This window comes from Bradyrhizobium sp. MI1.7, from assembly GCF_055811795.1.
Map to the genome: position 1 here is coordinate 1 of NZ_JBVVPO010000227.1, position 770 is coordinate 770.

The window sequence follows — 770 nt, forward strand, 5'->3', positions numbered from 1 at the left end:
CCTTGTCGTGCCGCCAGAAGCATCTGCGGCTGGACGTTTCGCCTCGGTCGAGCCGCAACATGCAACATCTTGCGTTGTCGCTTGCGATCGACGGTTTCAGGCGGGCGTGTATCCTGTTTCGGCAGCATCGCGAAAGAATTCGCCACCGCCGGGCTCAGTGGGACGGTAACGGGCGGTTCGGCCACATCCGATGAAGTTGCGACCTCGGTCGCCTCGGCCACGGGCGCAGCGGCGACGATCACCGGCGACTGGGTATCGAAGACAATACGCTCGGGCCATTTGCGATCTGAGTGGATACGTATGGCCGGCCGGTCCGCAGCCGCCTGATCGACGGTCGGGGCCCTCGGCAGCCAATAATCTGCAACAAAGAGCAGTGCGAGCAACACTGCTCCGACCTTCCAGAAATATGCCGCCAGTGGCATGCCGGTCGCTCCGGTGCGCCCCGAAACATTGACCTGGGCTCTACGTCGTCTGTTACCTGCAGCAAGATGGCCACGAGCTGCTTGATATAGATCAAGCGCGTTCGATCGCTCGCGAACGCGCTCTAACTGCAGCCGGTAATGCGCGCAACTGCCTTCATGTACTTGAGATGAAGTGCGGCGTCACCTCCGTCTGACGGAGAGTTGCGAGCGGTCAGGCGATCCGAATTCAAACAGGTCTCAAGATCGAACCTGATATGCGAGCACCATCCCAGGGCGCTCTTCTCTGCCTCTTCCTTGGAGGGGCCAAACCCCACAAAGGTCTGAACGTGCCCGGCCTCGCCGTCGGCC

At 61.2% G+C, this 770-nt stretch carries 2 protein-coding genes; both read right to left on the bottom strand.

Annotation, left to right across the window (positions count from 1 at the left end):
- A partial coding sequence (locus AC0L3X_RS47250; protein WP_473317629.1) for a hypothetical protein occupies positions 1-422 on the bottom strand: 422 nt, incomplete at its 3' end.
- Between the two features lie 122 nt (positions 423-544).
- Positions 545-770, bottom strand: a 226-nt coding sequence (locus AC0L3X_RS47255) for a hypothetical protein (RefSeq protein WP_473317632.1), incomplete at its 5' end; no start/stop codon positions are given.